Origin of the sequence: Mycobacterium hubeiense, from assembly GCF_002838065.1 — a bacterium.
GTDB lineage: Bacteria > Actinomycetota > Actinomycetes > Mycobacteriales > Mycobacteriaceae > Mycobacterium > Mycobacterium hubeiense.
In genome coordinates, this window is the sequence record NZ_PIZU01000021.1 from 24,392 (window position 1) to 40,738 (window position 16,347).

Genomic DNA, 16,347 nt, shown 5'->3' on the forward strand with positions numbered 1-16,347 from the left:
CGGCTGTCCCCGAATTCGGGGTGGTCACTGCATGGAAAAGTTAGCAGGTTAAGAAATTCTGTGGGACGTGCGGAGAGGTTCAGCCGGCGGTATCCGCCGCTACGGCGGTAGCTGTCGATGAACCGTTGACACGTAACGCAATGCCTGTGGCGTGCCGATGCAGGCTGTGCGTTCGCTGCGTTAGTTGCGATCCCTGGTGCGATCATCCTGGGCGGGGAAGTGCTCGGCCAGCGCCGCGGCGATCTCGATGAAGCGACGCCGCGTGGCCGGCGACATCTCGGTGGTGCGGTCGATGACCCCGCCGGGACGCAGATGCCCGTCGAACGGCACCTCGACCACCGTTTGACCGTGGCCCGCGAACTGCTGCGCCAGGATCGAGCGCGTGCGTTTGTCGGCGTGACCGTCGGAGTCGTTGAGGACGATCACCGTGCGCCGCAGCAGGCCGGTCAATCCCCGGTTGGCCAACCAGTCCAGCGTCTGACCTGCGGCGGCAGCGCCGTCGACCCACGGTGAGGACACCACGATGAGGGCATCGAGATCCTTGAGCACTTCCTGCGTGACCGGCGAATCCATCGTCGAACTGCAGTCGACGATCGAGATCGTGAAATGGCGGTCCAGTCGCGAGGTGGCTTCGCGATAGATCGCCGGGTCGAGGACCCGTCGACGCGCAGGAGAAGCCTCGCCCGCCAACACGAACAGCCCCGCAGAGTTGTTGCCCACCCGGGCCCGCACATCGGCGAAGGTCTCCAGATGCTGATCGGAGGCCAGCTCCCAATACGAGCTCTGCGCCTTGGGATCCACCCGGCTGCCCAGCTTGCCGAACGCGGTGTCGGCGTCGATGGCCACCACGCGATCGTCCTGGCGTAGTTCGGCGAACACCGAGCCCACACTGGCCGACACCGTCGTCTTGCCGACGCCGCCCTTGCCCATCACCCCGATCTTGTAGTGCCCGCGCAGCGCGCCCTTGATCTTGTTCTCGAGCTCGGCCAGGCGGATCTCGTCGGGTGACGGTCCCGGATTGATGAGCCCGAAGCTGGCCTTGTACACCAGCAGACGCCAACCCCGCCCGGGCGGTGTCCGGCGCGCCGGAACCAGATCGCTGACCGGGATCCGGTCCGCGTAGGACGGCGGGGGCGCCAGGGGCGCAGGCCACGGCTGAGTGGGAGGACCACCGGGAGGCTGTTGTTGCGGCGCCGACGGCGGCGGCGCGGCGGGACGCGGAGCGCGTGGCTGCCAGTGGGGTTGGCCCCACGTGCCGGGATCGGGCCGGGGATCGGGCCGGGGGGCGCCCGGCGGCATCTGGCGCGTATCGCGGTTGGCCTGCTGAGGTGGGCCCTGGGGTGGTCCATAGCGCGATGGTTGATCGCGGAACGTCCCGTCCTGCGGTGGCGGCGCTTCCGGGGTGCCGCGGGGCGGGGTGTGGTCGCTCAGAATCTGCGTCGGCCCAGTGTTAAACGATTGCGGCTCATCGGGTGCCTCGCGGGCCTCGTCGGCCGACGACTCCGGCGGCTCGGGAGACTCGGGGGGCTTCGCCGGCACAAAATCCACCGGTGGCCGTCGCGGCACCGGCTTGGGCGGAGGTGGAGGTGGCGGCTTCGGCTCGGGCGCCGGCTCGTAGTCAGTTTCCTCGGGACCGGTCCAGCCGAGTTCCTGCCGCAGAGCATCATCGCGGTCAGTCACTGCACTTCTCCTCCGGAAGGTCCACGGCGCAAAGATCGGCCTTCCCAAGTATCAACTACGAAGTGGTGCCACTGCGTACGGCCCGCGGATGCGCGTGCGTCCAGCAAAGCGACGGCGGCGGTGAAATAGCGCCGCGGTGTAGAGCGGACCCAGCCTGCCGTTGCCAACTTGCGACGCGCGTGCGGTTATCGGACGTCGAGCGCCGAGATGCCGCTGGCCAGAATTTGCTGAAGCGACCTGAACGTCAGCTTTGCACCACCGAGATTTCACCGCCGCGTTGCTGCGAGTGCGGTTTCTGGCCGCAGAATTAGTGCACTGGAGGGGGTCGATTCGCTGGTACCCTCGCATCCGGCGAAGGGGTTTGCGCGTATGGGTTCAGGCGGGGAAATGGTGGATCTCGGCAAAGGCATCGGCGGTAAGGACGCACGTCGCGATCGACCGATGCAGAATCTATAGCCATGTCCAGTCCGTTTGCAGCGAACAGCAGGCCTACTCATATAGACGACGTCGTCGGCGTCGAGGTCACGATCGACGGCATGCTCGTCATCGCCGACCGCCTGCATTTGGTCGACTTTCCGATCAGCCTGGGCATCCGGCCGAACATCCCCCAACCCGAGCTGCGTGACCGGGTGTGGGAGCAGGTCGCTCGGGATCTGACTGAGCAAGGAGTGCTGAATCTTTTCGGTGAGCCGCACCCCGAGGTGGCGGTGATGGTCGACACCCTCAGCAGGCCTGATCGGATTCTGGAGGGCCGCTGGTGGCGTCGCGATGTCGGCGGCAAGATGGTGCGTTTCGTGGTCGTCCGCAAAGGCGAGCGCCACGTCGTCGCCGCCCGTGACCAGGACATACTGGTGCTGCAGCGGGTCGCCCCGCAGGTGGGTCTCGCCGGCATGGTGACCACCGTCCTGGGCACCGCCGACCCCGCTGACGTGGAACCGCTGACCGGCGTGGCCAGCAAATTGGCCGAATGCAAGACCGCAAATCAGTTGGCGCAGTACGGCATCGCACCGGCGTCGGCCCGCGCGTACGCCGACATCATCAACGACCCGACCAGCTGGGTGGAGATCACCGCCACCGAACGTCATCCGGGTGGCACGACGACGCAGGCCGAGGTCGCCGCCGGGGTGCTGGACTCCCGCCAAGGTCGGATCGTGTCGATACCGCGCCGGGTGAACGGCGAGTTGTTCGGAAGCTTCCTGCCCGGCACGCAAGCCAACCTGCAGCGCGCGCTGGACGGGCTAATCGAATTCCTGCCGTCGGGCACATGGTTCGAGCACAGCGACACCGACGCCGCCGACTCGGACGCCTACCCGGACTGAAAGGCGCCCATGGTAGGTGAATCTCCGCCCCACGATCCCGACGACGATGAGTACGACGACCTGGCCGCGCTCGACTTCACATACACCGATGACGACCCGGACGACAACGGTCTCGACGTGCTGGCCGAATACGCCCCCATCGCAGAACCGGAGGACAGCGATGACGTGACCGCCCCGGTCCTGGCGGAGGTGGAGGACGATGATGCCGCTGCGGTGCCGCTGTTCACCGTGACCAATCCACCCGGGACCGTGACTGTGACTACTTTTATGGACGGCCGCGTGCAACAGATTGAACTCTCGCCGAAAGTAACGACTATGACGGAAGCAGATCTCGCGGAGGAGATCCTCGTGATCGCAGACCTGGCCACTCAGGATGCCAGGTCTGCGCAGTATGCGTACATGCTCGAAGGGATGCGCCAGCAGGGCCATGACGACATCGCCACCCGCGAGTTCTTGACCCGCGACCTGGATCTGCCCACCCCCGAACAAGCCGAAGCGGCACGCGCGGAGGTCTTTTCGACCAGATATGTGAGTGGCCATGAGTGATCACCTGGCAAGCCTTTTCGGTAGCGCTGTCGGCATGCTGCCCAGCGCACCGGCACGGTCGTTCGAACTGTTCACCGAGATCACCAATCTGGACGAATCCGCTTGCGACGCATGGGTAGGACGCATCCGCTGCGGTGACACCGATCGGGTGACGTTGTTCCGCGCCTGGTACTCGCGGTCGAACCTCGGCCAGCTCGCGGGCGCTGCCGAGATCTCGATGAATAGCCTGGGCGCCAGGGTGCCGATCGGCGGGATGTTCGGCGACATCACCTATCCGATCAACTCACCGCTGGCTATCACGATGGGTTTCGCTGTCCACGAGGCGTCCGTCGGCAACTTCGCCGACGCGATGGAGGCGCTCGAGGATGTGCCCGCCGGCGGCGCCGAGCACCTGATCTCGTGGGTCAAGGCAGTGATCTACGGTGCGGCCGAACGGTGGACCGACGTCATCGACGAGGTCCGCGGTGCGGGTGGCTGGCCGGACAAGTTCCTCGCCGCCGCGGCGGGAGTCGCGCATGGCGTCGCGGCCGCCAACCTCGGGCTGTTCACTGAGGCCGAACGCCGTCTGACCGAATCGAATTCGTCGCCCGCAGGGGAGGCGTGCGCGCCGGCCATCGCGTGGTATCTCGCGATGACGCGCCGCAGCCAGGGCAACGAAGAAGCCGCGGTGGCGCTGCTGGAATGGCTGCAGGCCACCCATCCGGAGCCCAAAGTCGCTGCCGCGCTGAAGGATCCGAACTACCGACTGGTGACGACGACGCCGGAGAAGATCGCCTCACGCACCGATCCGTGGGATCCGGCCAGCGTGGTGGCAGACACCTCCGGACGGGAGAAACTGCTGGCCGACGCCCAGGCGGAACTCGACCGCCAGATCGGACTCACCCGAGTCAAGGAGCAGATCGAGGCCTACCGCGCCGCGACACAGATGGCCAAACTACGCGCGGCGCGAGGCATGAAGGTGGCGCAGGCGTCCAAGCACATGATCTTCGCTGGGCCGCCGGGTACGGGTAAGACCACGATTGCCCGGGTGGTGGCCAATATCCTTGCAGGGCTGGGCGTGATCGCCGAACCGAAACTCGTCGAAACTTCCCGTAAGGATTTCGTCGCCGAGTACGAAGGCCAGTCCGCGGTCAAAACCGCGCGCACCATAGACCGGGCGGTCGGCGGGGTGTTGTTCATCGACGAGGCCTACACGCTGGTGCAGGAGCGCGACGGGCGGGCCGACCCGTTCGGCACCGAGGCGCTGGACACCTTGCTGGCCCGCATGGAAAACGACCGCGACCGGCTGGTGGTGATCATCGCCGGGTACAGCGCCGACATCGACCGGCTGTTGGAGTCCAACGACGGCTTGCGCTCACGGTTTGCCACCCGCATCGAATTCGACTCCTACACCCCCGACGAGATTGTCGAGATCGCCAAAGTGATTGCTGCCGCGAATGATTCGAAGCTCGATGAGGAGGCCGCCAAGCGGGTGCTGGAGGCCGCGACGTTGTTGAGTCAAAAGACGTTGAACGGGAAGCCGGCGTTGGATATCGCCGGCAACGGTCGGTATGCCCGCCAACTCGTGGAGGCCGGCGAACAGAGCCGAGACATGCGGCTGGCCCGCTCGGTCGACTTCGACAGCCTGGGCGTGGACCAGCTCAGCGAAATCAGTGGCGAGGATATGGCCGCGGCGATCTCGGCGGTGCACGGCCGCCTGAACATCAGCGAGTAGGCGCGAATAGGCGATGGCAAGTTTCCGGCTCACCACCAAGGTTCAGGTCAGCGGTTGGCGGTTTCTGCTGCGCCGCGTCGAACACGCGATCGTGCGTCGGGACACCCGGATGTTCGACGACCCATTGCAGTTCTACAGCCGGGCGGTGTCGGCGGGCATCGTCATCGCAGTGCTGATCTGTTTGGGCGCCGCACTGCTGGCCTATTTCAAGCCGCTCGGAAAGCGCGGCGGCGACACGCTTCTGGTCGATCGCTCCACCAACCAGCTCTTCGTGGTGATGCCGGGCAGCGGAGAACTGCGCCCAGTGTACAACCTGACCTCGGCCCGGCTGGTGCTGGGCAATCCGAGCACCCCGGTCGAGGTCAAGTCCGAGGAGCTGAATCGGATGCCGAAGGGCCAGCCGATCGGGATTCCGGGCGCGCCTTACGCCACTCCGGTTGCGGGCGTGGCGGAATCGATGTGGACGCTGTGCGACACGGTGCCCAAGCCCGACAGCGCGGTGCCCACCGTGGAGACGTCGGTGATCGTGCGCCGGCTGGCGATGGACTCGTCGGTCGGCCCGCTGACGCCGGACGAGGGCATGCTGGTGTCCTACAAGGGCGACAACTGGCTGATCACCGAATCCGGTAGGCACGCCATCGATCTCGCCGATCGCGCGGTGACCTCGGCGGTCGGCATACCTGTCACCGCGAAAGCCACGCCGATCTCGGAGGGGCTATTCAACGCGCTGCCCAACGCGGGGCCGTGGGCGCTGCCCCCGGTGCCGGCCACGGGCGCGCCGAATACCGTTGGGCTACCGCCGAACCTGGTGATCGGCTCGGTGTTCAAGACCGTCACCGACTCCGACGAGCAGCACTATGTGGTGCTGCCCGACGGCGTCGCGAAGGTCAACAACACCACGGCGGCCGCGCTGCGGGCGACCAACTCCTACGGGCTGATCGAGCCGCCGTCGGTCGAGGCCAGCGTGGTGGCGCGGATCCCCGAGCAGGTGTTCGTCTCGCCGCTACCGGACGAGCCGTTGGAGATCCTGCTGCGCGAGGATGCGCCGACGCTGTGCTGGTCGTGGGAGCGGGTGCCGGGTGATCAGGCGCCCAAGACCACGGTGATCGCCGGGCGGCGACTACCGATCCCATCGTCGGCACAGAACACAGGCATCGACCAGATCGGCGGTGACTCAACCGTTTTCATTGACGGAGGCCAGTTCATCCGGCTGCAATCCCCGGACCCCCGCTTCGGTGAAAGCCTCTACTACATCGACCCGCAGGGCGTGCGCTACGGACTGCCGGACGAGGAAACCGCCAAGAACCTCGGGCTGTCCGCGCCCAAGACGGCGCCCTGGCAGGTGGTGAGCAAGCTGGTGGACGGGCCGGTGTTGACCAAGCAGGCCGCCCTGCTCGAACACGACACGCTGCCCGCCGACCCCAACCCACGCAAAGTCGACGATGGGCAAGGCCAATGACCACAAAGAAGTTCACCCCGACCATCAAGCGTGGCCCGCGGCTGACGCCGGGTGAGATCACCGTCGCGCCACCCGACGACCTCGGCGTCGAGATCCCGCCGTCGGGCATCCAGAAGGCGCTGCCGTGGGTGATGGGCGGCGGCATGCTCGGCATGATCGCGATCATGATCTTCACCGGCATCCGGCAGCTGTCGCCATACATGCTGATGATGCCGCTGATGATGATCATGGCCACCGTCGGGTTCATGGCGGGCGGCGGGCCGGGCGGCAAGCGGGTGCCCGAAATCAACGCCGACCGTAAGGAATACCTGCGGTATCTGGCCGGGCTGCGCACGCGCGTCACCTCGTCGGCGGCCGCCCAGGTGACGTTCTTCTCCTACCACGCACCGCATCCCGACGACCTGCTGTCGATCATCGGTACCCACCGCCAGTGGTCGCGACAGACCAATTCCGACTTCTACGCCGCCACCCGCATCGGCATCGGCTCCGAACCGGCCGTGGATCGGTTGTTGAAGCCGTCGGTGACCGGCGACCTGGCCGGACCGCAAGGCGCGCCGCAGCCGCACCTCGAGCCGGTCAGCCACATGTGGGTGACCAAATTCCTGCGCACGCATGGGCTGGTCCACGACTGCCCGAAGCTGGTGCAGCTGAGGACTTTTCCGACCATTGCCGTCGGCGGCGACCCCGCCGGCGCGGCCGGGTTGCTGACCGCGATGATCTGCCACCTGGCGGTGTTCCATCCGCCGGACCTCCTGCAGATCCGCGTGCTCACCGACAACCCGGAGGACCCGAACTGGTCCTGGCTCAAGTGGTTGCCGCATGTGCAGCACCAAACCGACACCGACGCCGCGGGTCCCACCCGGATGGTCTACACGCGCCCGGACGGGCTGAGCGATCTCACCGCGCGTGGGCCGCACACCGCCGACGCCGCGCCCAGCGGCCCCTACGTCGTGGTGGTCGACTTGACCGGCGGCAGAGCAGGTTTCCCCGTCGACGGCCGTGCCGGCGTCACGGTGATCACGTTGGGCAACCACCGCGGATCGGCCTACCGGATCCGGGTCGACGCGGACGGCACCGCCGATGACCGGCTGCCCAACCAGACGTTCCGGTTGGTCACCTCGGTTTCCGACAAGATGACGCCCGAGCAGGCCACCCGGGTGGCGCGCAAACTGGCGGGCTGGTCGATCACCGGAACGATCATCGACAAGAACGTCCGGGTGCAGAAGAAGGTCGCCACCGAATGGCACCAACTCGTCGGCGCGCAGTCGGTCGAGGAAGTCACGCCGGCGCGCTGGCGGATGTTCACCGACACCGACCGCGACCGGCTGCGGATTCCGTTCGGCCATGAGCTCAAGACCGGCGAGATCATGTACCTCGACATCAAGGAGGGCGCCGAGTTCGGTGCCGGCCCGCACGGCATGCTCATCGGCACCACCGGTTCGGGTAAGTCCGAGTTCTTGCGGACGCTGATCCTGTCGCTGGCCGCCACGCACCATCCTGATCAGGTGAACCTGCTGCTGACCGACTTCAAGGGCGGGTCGACGTTCCTGGGCATGGAGAAGCTGCCGCACACCGCCGCGGTGGTGACGAACATGGAAGAGGAAGCCGAGCTGGTCTCCCGTATGGGCGAGGTGCTCACCGGTGAACTGGACCGGCGCCAATCCATCCTGCGCCAGGCGGGTATACAGGTGGGTGCGGCGGGCGCGCTGTCCGGTGTGGCCGAATACGAGAAGCACCGCGAGCGCGGCGCTGACCTTCCGCCGCTGCCAACGCTTTTCGTCGTCGTCGACGAGTTCGCCGAACTGCTGCAGAATCACCCCGACTTCATCGGCTTGTTCGACCGGATCTGCCGCGTGGGCCGGTCGCTGCGCGTGCACCTACTGCTGGCGACGCAGTCGCTGAACACCGGCGGGGTGCGCATCGACAAACTCGAACCCAACCTCACCTACCGCATCGCGCTGCGGACGACGAGTTCGGCGGAGTCCAAGGCGGTGATCGGAACGCCTGAGGCGCAATACATCACGAACAAGGAGAGCGGCGTCGGCTTCCTCCGCGTCGGAATGGAGGACCCGGTCAAGTTCCACAGCGTCTACACCGGCGTCCCCTACGAACCGTCCAAGCAGGATCGCGACGACGGTGAGGCCAAGCCACGGTCGCACGCGCAGAGCAGGCTACGTATCCATAAGTTCACAGCGACACCGATATTCGACACGGCGGTGACGTCATGACAAGCACTGATTCCGGCCAGCGCGTACTGCGCGAGGTCGTCCTCGATCAGTTGACGACAGGTGAAATCCGGGCGTACCGGATGTGGTTGCCGCCCTTGGCGGATCCCACGCCGGTCAACGAGCTCATCGAACGCGACCACCAGCGCGCGCCGCTGCGTTTCGGGCTGGGCATCATGGACGAACCGCGGCGGCACCGCCAAGAGGTCTGGGGCGTCGACGTTTCCGCCGCGGGGGGCAACATCGCGATCGGCGGGGCACCGCAGACGGGGAAGTCGACATTCCTGCAGACGCTCGTGCTGTCGGCCGCCGCGACGCACACGCCGCGGCAGGTCCAGTTCTACTGTGTGGATCTCGGCGGCGGCGGCCTGATGTATCTCGAAGACCTGCCACACGTCGGCGGTGTCGCCACTCGCGCCGAGCCGGATCGGGTCAACCGCGTCGTCGCCGAGGTGAAAGCCGTTCTGCGGCAACGTGAGCAGACCTTCAAGCAGTACCGCGTCGGGTCGATCGCGTCCTACCGGCAGATGCGCGAAGATCCGAACAGCCCCGCGGCGGCCGATCCGTTCGGCGACGTGTTTCTCGTCATCGACGGCTGGCCGGCGTTCGTGGCGGAGTTCCCGGATCTGGAACCGGTGGTGCAGGATCTCGCCGGGCAGGGTCTGGCCTTCGGCGTGCACACCATCATCTCGACACCGCGCTGGACGGAACTGAAGTCACGGGTCCGTGACTATCTGGGTACCAAGATCGAGTTCCGGCTAGGTGACGTGAACGAAACCCAGATCGACCGCATGACCCGCGAGATCCCCGCGAACCGTCCCGGCCGGGCGATCTCGATGGAGAAGCACCACCTGATGATGGGGGTTCCCCGCCTCGACGGTGTGCACAGCGCCGAGAATCTCGTGCCGGCGATTACCGCTGCGGTGCAACACATTGCGGCGCAGCACACCGACGAAGCCCCGCGGGTGCGCGTGCTGCCCGACCGCATCTACTTGCAGCAGCTCGACCCGCAGCCGCCCGGGCCGGACGCCGACTACCGCACCCGGTGGACCGTGCCGCTCGGTATCCGCGAGTCCGATCTCACCGTCGCGTACAACCACATGTACACGACGCCGCACCAAATCATCTTCGGGGCGCCGAAATCCGGTAAGACCCGTATCGCCCATGCCATCGCCGAGGCGATCTGTGCGCGCAACAGCCCGTCACAGGTGCGGTTCATGCTCGCCGACTACCGGTCGGGCCTGCTCGATGCGGTGCCGCAGAGCCACCTGCTCGACGCCGGCGCCATCAACCGCAACAACAAATCGTTCGAGGAGGCGGTCAAGGCGCTGGCGTTCAATCTGCAGAAGCGGCTGCCGCCGCCCGACCTGACCACCGCACAGCTGCGGTCCAGGTCGTGGTGGACCGGCCCCGACATCGTGCTGCTGGTCGACGACTGGCACATGGTGGTCGCCGCCGCCGGGATGGTGCCGCCGACGGCGCCGCTGGCGCCGCTGCTGCCCGCGGCAGCCGATATCGGCCTGCACATCATCGTCACGTGCCAGATGAGCCAGGCACACAAGGCCACCATGGACAAGTTCGTCGGGGCCGCTTTCGGCGCCGGATCACCCACGATGTTTCTGTCCGGTGAAAAGAACGACTTCCCGTCCCGGGAGATCATCGTCAAGAAGAGACCCCCTGGCCAGGCATTTCTCGTCTCGCCGGACGGAAAAGAGGTCATTCAGGCGGCCTATGTCGATCCGCCGGAAGAAGAAGTGTTAGCACCACCGCTCCAGAGCGGTTAAGATCTTACGGAGCACTACAGCAACGTTGGCAATAACGCGCCAGCAAACAGATCGGGGGACTGTGCCAATGACGACCAAGCAACGGCCGTCTCGTCTTGTGCAGTCCAATATCCAGTGTGTTCGGAATAAGTGAGGAGTTCGCGCAAATGCAACCTATGACCCACAACCCCGGTGCTGCGGGAATTGGCGCCCAGGTCGTCGCAAACGGTGCCCGTGGTTTGGCCGGTGGTACCGCCGCTACTTCGGCCGTTACCGCCCTGGCTCCGGCCGGCGCCGACGAGGTTTCCGCGGCTGCCGCGGCGTCCTTTGCCTCGGACGGCGTCGAGACTCTGGCGACCAACGCCTTCGCGCAGGAAGAGCTCGCGCGAGCAGGTGCGGCGTTCGTCGAGGTCGCGGGCATTTACGAGGCGGTTGACGGCGCCAACGCCGCCGCCCTGTCGTAACGCACTAGGTCTAACTGGTCTATTCGGGAGCAAACACAGCGATGCAATTCCCGCCACTTTTGGCGTTCTGGGACGCAATGCCCCCAGAGGTCAATACCGCACGGCTGATGGCTGGAGCCGGCCCCGCGCCGATGCTCCAGGCCGCTGCGGGGTGGGAAGCATTTGCCATCCTTCTGGAAACCCAGGCCGACGAATTGGCCGCAAGCCTGGCCAATTTGAGTGCGTTGTGGACCGGAACAGCGGGCGAACGAGCGGTTGCGGCAACGATGCCAATGGTCGCTTGGCTACGGGTTGCCTCGGCGCAGGCGCAGCAACGCGCAGCGGCGGCAACGGCTCAGGCCGAGGCGTACAGCACCGCGCTGGCCACGACGCCGCCGCTGGCGGAGATCGAGCTGAACCACATCACCCACGCGGTACTGGAGGCCACTAACTTCCTCGGCATCAACACGATTCCGATCGGGTTGAACGAGGCGGATTACGTCCGCATGTGGCTTCAGGCAGCGGGCGTAATGCACACCTACCAGTTCGCGACAGCGGCGATCTGCGCCGTCTTGGAGCCGATCATGAAGCCGAAGCCGGTCGTGATCCCGGGCGCCGAGGGCGCGGCGATGGCGTCCATGGGGCAGATCGCGGCGATGGCGCCGGGCTCGGCGTTCCGCGAGGCGGCGTTCGCGCACGTCAGCTCGCAGGCCGCAGTCGAGTCCGCGGCGTTGCAGGGCGGACGTGCCGCCGCGCTGGGCAACCACGCGGCGACGCGCGCCGAAGGTGCGGTGCAGAAGGCCGAAAACGTGGCCCAGCAGGCGGGCCGACAGCAGGACAAGGCCCAGCCGGCGGAGCAGGGCATGCAACAGGGCATGCAGATGGGTATGCAGGTGGCCAGCCAGGTCGGCTCCATGGTCGGTCAGCTGCCGCAGCAGGCCACCCAGATGGTGCAGGGCCCGATGCAGACCCTGACCCAGCCGCTGCAGCAGGTGTCGTCGTTGTTCAGCCAGATGGGTGGTGACAACGGCAGCGCCCAGATCGGACTGATCGGGGCCAGCCCGTTCTCCAACCATCCGCTGGCCGGTGGATCCGGTGCGGCTTCGGGCGCGGGCCTGGTGCGCGCGGCGTCGTTGCCGGGAGCGGGCGGCACGTCGCCACGCACTCCGCTGATGGAGAACCTCGTCGGCAAGCAGACCGACGTGGCCCCGGTAGCGGTGGCGGCCGGTGCGGCGGCAGGCGCCACCATCGGCGGTGCGGCACCCGTCGGCGCGGGCGGTGCCGGCATGGGCCCGATGGGAATGATGGGCCAGAACAGCAAGAGCGGCGGTTCCAAAGCCGGGCTGACCGCGCCGCGACCACTCGCCCAGGACCTGGGCGAAGACGACGAGGACGACTGGTAGTCGTCCACCTACAGACTTCCCGGCCACCCGGCCGGAAAGACTCGCCATTCCAGTGGTGAGGACACAGGAAGAAAGAAAGAGTATCCAGCATGGCACAGATGAACACCGATGCCGCTGTCCTCGCCAAGGAGGCAGCGAACTTCGAGCGGATCTCCGGTGAGCTCAAGAGCGTCATCGCGCAGGTCGAGGCGACCGCCAGCGGTTTGATGCCGCAGTGGCAGGGCCAGGCGGGCCAGGCCGCACAGGCCGCGTTCCTCCGTTTCCAGGAGGCCGCCGATCGCCAGGTTCAGGAGCTGAACGACATCTCCACCAACATCCACAGCTCCGGCATGCAGTACACCTCCACCGATGAGGATCAGAGCGGCGCTCTGTCCTCGGCGATGAACATCTGACCAACTCACCACACGAACGGAGATAAGACATGACAGAACAGGTTTGGAATTTCGCGGGCATCGAAGGTGGCGCGGGCGAGGTCAACGGCGCTGTCGCGACCACCGCCGGCCTGCTGGACGAGGGCAAGGGTTCGCTTGCCGCGCTCGCCTCGGTCTGGGGCGGTAGCGGTTCGGAGGCCTACCAGGCCGTGCAGATGCGTTGGGACAGCACCTCCGCTGAGCTCAACGCCGCGCTGCAGAACCTCGCTCAGACCATCAGCGAGGCCAGCGCGACCATGGCTCAGACCGAAGCCGGTGTGACCGGGATGTTCGCCTAGTCACGACGTTGCAGCACTAAGGTGGGCGGGTAGGCCCAGCGCCAATCCCGCCCACCTTGTGCGCTTCGGCGCGACTTAACAATTGAGAGGTACCAATGTCGGCCGACTATGACCGGCTCTTCTCCGACCCGGGGCAGACGGTCGAAGAGCACACGTTGATCGTGAAGCGCGAGGATGTATTGGCCGGGACCGCGGCACCCATGCCCGCCGGACCGGAAGGACCGGAAGGCAAGAAGGAGGCGCCGACGTCTCCGACGCCGCCGATGCCCGTGACACCGCCCCAGACACAGACCCAGGCCGGGCCGGCGCAGACGCAGGCCGCGCAGGCGCCGCCCCCACGCGCAGCTGAAACCACTGCGCAGATGCCACCGACCCGCACCGGCGGGTCGCATCGGCAAGCCAACAGCATGATGCGCACGCCGCAGGCCAACGCGCCCACCGGCGCGGCGTTCGAGCAGCCGCGGTCGGCGCCCGCCCCGATGCCGCGTCCAGCGCCGGGACCAGCACCTTCACAGCATTTCGCCGAGTCGCAGCCCGAGACGACGGGCACGTGGCGGCCGGGCCAGACCATGACCACGCCAGCGGCCCCGACGACGGCCGCAGCGATCGGTGAGCACCGCGCCATCGACGCGCTGTCGCACGTGGGCGTCAAGTCGGCGGTGAAGATGCCGTCGCAGCGCGGCTGGCGGCACATCCTTTATGTGCTGACGCGCATCAATCTCGGCCTCTCGCCCGACGAGCTCTACGAGATGGATCTGCACGCCCGGATCCGGCGAAATGCCCGCGACTCGTACCAGATCGGCGTCTTCGGGCTGAAGGGCGGCGTCGGCAAGACTGCTGTCACCGTCGCGTTGGGCTCGGCGTTGGCGGAGGTGCGAGGCGATCGCATCTTGGCCATCGACGCGGACCCCGACGGCGGCAACCTCGCCGACCGCGCGGGCCGGCAGTCCGCGGCGACGATCGCGGATCTGCTGTCCGACAAAGAATTGGCCCGCTACAACGACATTCGTGCGTACACGAGCATGAACTCGTCGAATCTGGAAGTGCTGTCCTCCGAGGAGTACAGCGGCGCTCGCCGTGCCTTCAACGACGAGGACTGGAAAGGCGCGGTCGAGGTCGTCTCGAAGTACTACAACCTCGTACTCGCCGACTGCGGCGCAGGGCTTTTCCAGCCCGCCGCCCGTGGTGTGCTCTCCACGGTGTCGGGCATGGTGATCGTCGCCAGCGCGTCGATCGACGGGGCGCGCCAAGCCGCGGTGACGATGGACTGGCTGCGGCAGAACGGTTTTCAGGATCTGCTGGGCCGGTCCTGCGTGGTGATCAACCATGTGGTTCCGGGCAAGCCGAACATCGATGTCGAGGATCTCGTGCAACAGTTCGAACGTCACGTCCCGCCGGGCCGAGTGGTTGTCCTGCCATGGGACAAGCACATTGCTGCAGGCACGGAAATCCAACTTGATCTGCTGGGCAAGACATTCCAGCGGCGGATCATCGAGTTGGCCGCGGCGCTGTCCGACGACTTCGACAGGCTCGAACGGCGTTGACCGCGACGGCCCCCGCAACCGCAACCTCGACGTCGAGCGTTTCGCCCGGCCGGCCGACGACCACCCGAGTGACCATCCTGACGGGTCGGCGCATGACGGATCTGGTGCTGCCTGCGGCGGCACCGATCGAGTCCTACATCGACGAGACGGTGTCGTTCCTGGCTGAACTGCTCGAGGACACTCCGGCCGATGTGTTGGCGGGTTTCGACTTTTCGGCTCAAGGGACCTGGGCGTTCGCCCGTCCGGGCTCGCCGCCGTTGAAGCTCACCGAATCACTCGACGACGCCGGCGTGGTCGACGGGACCTTGCTGACGTTGGTGTCGGTGAGCCGCACCGAACGGTATCGGCCGCTGGTCGAGGACGTGATCGACGCGATCGCGGTGCTCGACGAATCGCCGGAGTTCGACCGCACGGCGCTGAATCGTTTTATCGGCGTGGCCATTCCGGTGGCGGCGTTGGCCATCACGGTGATGTCGCTGGTGGGCTGGAGCCGCAGCGGGCACGGCTGGTGGTGGCCGGTGGCGCTGGGCGTGTTGGGGATGGGTCTGCTCGTCGGCAGCGTGTTGGCGCAGAACCGGTACCGCAATCTCGACATGGCCGAAAGCCTGCTGGCCGCATCGGTGCCGGTGCTGGCGGGAGCGGCGGCGCTGGCCGTGCCGCTACCGCGCGGAGTTGATTCGCTGGGTGCACCCCAGGCCGCGGGTGCTGCGGCCGTGGTGCTGCTGCTGACGCTGGCGACCCGGGGCGGACCGCGTAAACGGGCGTCGTTGGCGTCGTTCGTGGCGGTGGCGTCGATCGCAGCGACGGGCGCGGCCATCGCCTATGGCTACGGATGGCAGTACTGGGTGCCGGCGGGCGCGATCGCGTTCGGTCTGATCATCGTCACCAACGCGGCCAAGTTGACGGTCGCCGTGGCACGCATTGCGCTGCCGCCGATTCCGGCTCCGGGGGAGTCGGTGGCCAACGAGGAGCTGCTCGACCCCGTCGAGCATCCCGACGCCACTGACGAGGAATCGCCGACGTGGAAGGCGATCATCGAGTCGGTGCCGGATTCGGCCGCGAGGCTGACGGAGCGCAGCCGTCTCGCCAAGCAGCTGCTGATCGGCTTCCTCACCGCGGGTGCGTTGGTGTTGGCGATCGGCGCCATCGGCGTTGTGGTGCAAGGGCATTTCTTCATCCACAGCCTGATCGTGGCCGGATTGGTGACGACGATCTGTGGCTTCCGCTCGCGGCTGTACGCCGAACGCTGGTGTGCGTGGGCACTTTTGGCAGCGGTCGTGATCATCCCGACCGGCGTGATGGTCAAGCTGTGCATGTGGTATCCGGATACCGCGTGGCTGGTGCTGAGCATCTACACGGCGTTGGCCATCGTGACCTTGATCATTGTGGGAGCGACGGACAGCGTGCGGCGGGTGTCGCCGGTGACCAAGAGGATCCTCGAGCTGCTGGACGGTGCGGCGATTGCGGCGGTCATCCCGCTGCTGCTGTGGATCGCGAGCGTGTACGACCTGTTGCGGAATCTGCGGTTCTGATCTCTTGAGG

13 protein-coding genes are annotated in these 16,347 nt (G+C 66.6%); 12 read left to right on the forward strand and 1 reads right to left on the reverse strand.

Annotation, left to right across the window (positions count from 1 at the left end; translation table 11 throughout):
- Positions 1-180 precede the first annotated feature (180 nt).
- Entirely contained in the window at positions 181-1,680 is a 1,500-nt protein-coding gene (locus CWS39_RS16745; RefSeq protein ID WP_102144057.1) for a MinD/ParA family ATP-binding protein, read from the reverse strand.
- Between the two features lie 458 nt (positions 1,681-2,138).
- On the opposite strand from CWS39_RS16745, the gene CWS39_RS16750 reads away from it, so the two are divergent.
- The 12 genes from CWS39_RS16750 to eccD all read left to right on the forward strand — a co-directional run bounded on the left by CWS39_RS16750 (position 2,139) and on the right by eccD (position 16,337).
- The gene (locus tag CWS39_RS16750; RefSeq protein WP_102144058.1) at positions 2,139-2,999 is read left to right on the forward strand and encodes an ESX secretion-associated protein EspG; all 861 of its coding nucleotides are present in this window, start codon (positions 2,139-2,141) and stop codon (positions 2,997-2,999) included.
- Between the two features lie 9 nt (positions 3,000-3,008).
- Positions 3,009-3,545, forward strand: a complete 537-nt coding sequence (locus CWS39_RS16755) for a secretion protein EspD (protein WP_102144059.1) — start codon at positions 3,009-3,011, stop codon at positions 3,543-3,545.
- Complete coding sequence (eccA, locus tag CWS39_RS16760; protein ID WP_102144060.1) at positions 3,538-5,259, forward strand: type VII secretion AAA-ATPase EccA; 1,722 nt, start codon at positions 3,538-3,540, stop codon at positions 5,257-5,259. The genes CWS39_RS16755 and eccA overlap by 8 nt, the downstream gene beginning before the upstream one ends.
- Positions 5,260-5,272: 13 nt before the next feature.
- Complete coding sequence (gene eccB, locus CWS39_RS16765) at positions 5,273-6,718, forward strand: type VII secretion protein EccB (RefSeq protein WP_102144061.1); 1,446 nt, start codon at positions 5,273-5,275, stop codon at positions 6,716-6,718.
- Complete coding sequence (gene eccCa / locus CWS39_RS16770; protein WP_102144062.1) at positions 6,715-8,946, forward strand: type VII secretion protein EccCa; 2,232 nt, start codon at positions 6,715-6,717, stop codon at positions 8,944-8,946. The genes eccB and eccCa overlap by 4 nt, the downstream gene beginning before the upstream one ends.
- Entirely contained in the window at positions 8,943-10,727 is a 1,785-nt protein-coding gene (gene eccCb / locus CWS39_RS16775) for a type VII secretion protein EccCb (protein WP_102144063.1), read from the forward strand. Before eccCa ends, eccCb begins: the two co-directional genes overlap by 4 nt.
- Positions 10,728-10,873: 146 nt before the next feature.
- Positions 10,874-11,170, forward strand: coding sequence for a PE family protein (locus tag CWS39_RS16780; protein ID WP_102144121.1), 297 nt, complete (start codon positions 10,874-10,876; stop codon positions 11,168-11,170).
- Positions 11,171-11,247: 77 nt separating this feature from the next.
- Positions 11,248-12,552 carry a PPE family protein gene (locus CWS39_RS16785; protein ID WP_102144064.1) on the forward strand — a complete coding sequence of 435 codons (1,305 nt, stop codon included), beginning with the start codon at positions 11,248-11,250 and terminating at the stop codon, positions 12,550-12,552.
- An 89-nt stretch (positions 12,553-12,641) separates the two neighbouring features.
- Entirely contained in the window at positions 12,642-12,944 is a 303-nt protein-coding gene (locus CWS39_RS16790; RefSeq protein WP_102144065.1) for a WXG100 family type VII secretion target, read from the forward strand.
- A 29-nt stretch (positions 12,945-12,973) separates the two neighbouring features.
- Positions 12,974-13,261 (forward strand): WXG100 family type VII secretion target, encoded by a 288-nt coding sequence (locus CWS39_RS16795; RefSeq protein WP_102144066.1) that lies wholly within the window; start codon positions 12,974-12,976, stop codon positions 13,259-13,261.
- Between the two features lie 95 nt (positions 13,262-13,356).
- On the forward strand, positions 13,357-14,805 hold the full coding sequence (locus CWS39_RS16800; protein WP_102144067.1) for a MinD/ParA family ATP-binding protein: 1,449 nt from the start codon (positions 13,357-13,359) through the stop codon (positions 14,803-14,805).
- Positions 14,802-16,337, forward strand: coding sequence for a type VII secretion integral membrane protein EccD (gene eccD, locus CWS39_RS16805; RefSeq protein WP_102144068.1), 1,536 nt, complete (start codon positions 14,802-14,804; stop codon positions 16,335-16,337). Before CWS39_RS16800 ends, eccD begins: the two co-directional genes overlap by 4 nt.
- Positions 16,338-16,347: the final 10 nt, after the last annotated feature.